Source organism: Stenotrophomonas sp. (assembly GCF_032066555.1).
Classification (GTDB): domain Bacteria; phylum Pseudomonadota; class Gammaproteobacteria; order Xanthomonadales; family Xanthomonadaceae; genus Stenotrophomonas.
In genome coordinates, this window is the sequence record NZ_DAMBKV010000006.1 from 173,522 (window position 1) to 177,196 (window position 3,675).

Annotated in this window: 2 protein-coding genes; one reads left to right on the forward strand and one right to left on the reverse strand. The window is 63.1% G+C overall.

Going from position 1 to position 3,675, the window contains the following annotated elements:
- Positions 1-48: 48 nt before the first annotated feature.
- Positions 49-2,679: a TonB-dependent receptor gene (locus tag RT131_RS10055; protein ID WP_313172551.1), complete on the reverse strand. Its 2,631-nt coding sequence runs from the start codon at positions 2,677-2,679 to the stop codon at positions 49-51.
- Between the two features lie 183 nt (positions 2,680-2,862).
- Between RT131_RS10055 and queD the strand changes: the two genes are divergently transcribed.
- Positions 2,863-3,219: a 6-carboxytetrahydropterin synthase QueD gene (queD, locus tag RT131_RS10060; RefSeq protein WP_313172553.1), complete on the forward strand. Its 357-nt coding sequence runs from the start codon at positions 2,863-2,865 to the stop codon at positions 3,217-3,219.
- Positions 3,220-3,675 lie beyond the last annotated feature (456 nt).

Consider the following 3,675-nt stretch of genomic DNA (forward strand, 5'->3'; position numbering starts at 1 on the left):
AAGCTGCCCTCACCCCAACCCCTCTCCCAACGGGAGAGGGACTTTCAGTCAGAAGCGGTAATCAAAGCCAAGCGTGTAATAGCGCCCGCGCAGGTCGTACTGGCTGAAGTCATACGGTGCGCGTACACCCGGGAAGGTGGCATCGTACGGCGGCTGGCGGTCACCAATGTTCTGCACCTTGGCGTACACGGTCAGCTTGTCGATGCCGGTGTAGCCCAGGTACAGATCGAACTGGCTGTAACTGGCCACCTGCTTCTGCACGGCTTTGGCCGCGGCACTGCCTTGCTGGTCATAGCTGCTGGTGTAATACCAGGTCAGCGCTGTGCGCCAATCACCCAAGGCCCAATCCAGCGTGGTGGTGGCCTTGGTATCCGGTAGCGACGGGCCGAGGTTGGAACCGGCGTAATCCACCAACGGGCCGCCGATCACCTGCGGTCGCTTGTAATCGATGACATAGGTCAGCGCCGAGGACAGGCCGAAGTCACCTGCAGCTGCTGTCTGCCAGCGCTGACGCAGTTCGATGTCGATGCCCGACGTCTCCAGCTCGCTCAGGTTCTGGTAACGGTTGTAGACCGCCAGCAGCTTGCCGCGCGAATCACGCAGCACATTGGCCGGATCGTTCTCCGCCACCAGCGTGGTGGTGTTGCCGGTGCCGATCAGGTTGTCCAGCTTGATGCGGTAGTAATCGACACTGAGGTTGGTGTTCTGCCACGGCGACAGCACGAAGCCAGCGTTGAAGCTGCGCGTGCGCTCCGGATCCAGGTTGGTGTTGCCGACGGTGAAGAAGGTCGGGTTCTGCCGCGAGCCTGCAACATCCGGATCATGCGGATCGACCACCGAGCCATAGGCGATGCTGGTTGATGCCGAGTTCTCGGACAGCGATGGCGCACGGAAACCACGCGATGCAGCAGCGCGCACCAGCAACCAATCCAGCGGCTGCCAGCGCAGGCCGAGCTTGGGCGAGAACGCATTGCCGAAATCACTGTAATGATCGGCACGCGCGGCTGCCTGCAGTTCCAGTGTGCTGTGCAGCGGCACGCTCACTTCTGCGTAGGCGGCGCTGACCTGGCGCTGGCCGTGTACTTCGGCAATTGCCGGACGCACCTGCAGGCCTGCATCGATCTGCCAGGGATTGTCGGAATCAAGCTTCTCCTGGCGCCATTCGGCACCGGCGGCAAAGCCAATCTGTCCCGCCCAGGTTTCACCCAAGGTGCCGGAGACCTTGGCGTCGACACCCTTGAGCACCGATTCAGCCGGGCGCAATGTGCTCAGGCCAATCCCAGCGAGTACGGCCGGATCAGTCGCTGACGGATCAAGCAGGTTGTAGCTGCCACTGGCCAGTGCGTCGTACAGCGCCCAGCGATTGGCAAAGCCGCCGGAGACGGTTTCGCGCTGTTTGCTGGCGGCCTGGAACGCACCCACTTCCCAGTCCCAGTTCTCGGTCTGCCCGCGCAGGCCGAGCACGCCACGATAGGAACGCGATCGGTTGGTCTTGATGGTGCCGCCAAGGTTGAAGAACGTGTATTCGATCGGCACATCCACGCCGTACGGGTTGTACGGATTGCCTGCCGGCAGGGTCGAACGCACCGGCTCGGCCAGGCCGGTGTCGGCGTTGAGCGCGAAGCGGCCGCTTTCCAGGGTGAAGAAAGGACTGGAGCCGAACCACGACACACCCTTGATGTCGCTGTAGATCACATCGGCGAACGCTTCCACCGAATCGTTGATGCGCAGCGTGCCGTTGACGTACGCCTGCCAGCGCTTGGTCGACGGAATCAACGTGGTGTACGGCGCCTGGTTGAAGGCGCAGGTGTCACCTGCCAGGCCGTCGATCGGTGCACTGGCGGTCAACACCGTGCCTTCCGGGCAGTTGCCCGCCGCGTCCAGCATCGGTACCGACTTGCCGCCGATCAGGTAGCGCGCGCCCTTGGCCGACCAGCCATTCCAGCGGCCACCGGCCTGGTCGGTATAGATGCCCGAGCGGGTCAGGTCACGCTGGTCCTGGTCGAGGCGGTCGCGGTTATAGCCTTCCAGCGACACCAGGATGTTGTAGCCATCGCGGTCCAGGTCGCCAATGCCACCGACGAATTTGAGGTTCTGCTGATCCAGCCCACCGGCTTCGGAAGTGCCGCCACTGACGCCGACCTCGGCGCCTTCAAAATTCTGCCGGGTGATGATGTTGACCACGCCCGCCACTGCGTCAGAGCCGTATACCGCCGAGGCGCCGTCCTTCAGCACTTCGATGCGCTCCACCGCCACCAGCGGCAACGCGTTGAGGTCGACGAAGGTGTCCGACAGGCCGCCGGACGGGAAGCCGTAGTTGGCCAGGCGGCGACCATTGAGCAGCACCAGCGTGTTCTTCTGCGACAGGCCGCGTAGGCCGATGCCGGCCGAGCCCGAGGCCCAACCGCTGTTGCTGGTTTCATTGCTGGCGTTGCCGGTATTGGCAGAGATCGAACGCAGCAGGTCAGCCACGCTGGCCTTGCCGGTCTGTTCCAGTTGCTGGCGCTCGATCACCTGCACCGGGTTGGCGGTCTCGGTATCGGTGCGCTTGATGTTGGAGCCGGTGACCCGCACCGCATCCAGGGTCTTGCTGCCATCTGCAGCGGTTTCAGCCAAGGCAAGGGAAGGAGCAGCGATGGCAGCAGCCACCGCGAAGGCGAGCACGGAACGAATAGGCATGGAATCCGGGGGAGGTGAATGACAACGCCGCCAGTACCTCATGACAGCCAAATGTCCGGCCAATCACTTTGTTGCATTCGCAAATAACCATCCGTTACATCGCTTCATCAGGATGGATATGAAAATATGACTGGCATCACTGGCGCATACGCGCAGCGGCGGCGGCACCCTACAATTACGCCCATGGATATTTTCAAGGTTTTCACCCTCGAAGCGGCCCACCGGCTGCCCAACGTCCCGGTCGGCCACAAGTGCTCGCGCCTGCACGGCCACTCGTTCCGCGTGGAACTGCGGGTCAGTGGCGAACCCGGTCCGGAGACCGGCTGGATCATGGATTTCAGCGAATTGAAGGCTGCTTTCCAGCCGCTGTACGACCAGCTCGACCACAACTATCTGAACGACATCCCCGGCCTGGAGAACCCCACCAGCGAACGCCTGGCGATGTGGATCTGGGAGAAGCTGAAGCCTGCACTGCCGTTGCTCAGCGAAGTAGTCGTGCACGAAACCTGCACCTCGGGCTGCAGCTACAAGGGCGCCTGATAGCGACCGCGTAGTGCCGAGCCATGCTCGGCAGAGGCTTTACCGGGAACGCCCCTGCCGAGCATGGCTCGGCACTACAACACGTTCCCGACCACGCACCGGCGCTTGTGGGAGCGGCGTAAGCCGCGAAGCTGGCCATGCATGAAGCCCAAAGCCAACCCCTCCCCAGCCCTCCCCTTGCCTACGGCAAAGGGAGGGGCAGAGCGTAGTGCCGAGCCATGCTCGGCAGGAGCTTTACCGGGAACGCCCCTGCCGAGCATGGCTCGGCACTACATGGCATTCCCCACCATGCAGTGGCCCTTGTAGCGGCGGCGTAAGCCGCGAAGCTGGCCATGCATGAAGCCCCAAAGCCAACCCCTCCCCAGCCCTCCCCTTGCCTACGCCAAAGGGAGGGGGCCCAAGCGTAGTGCCGAGCCATGCTCGGCAGAGGCTTTACCGGGAACGCCCCTGCCGAGC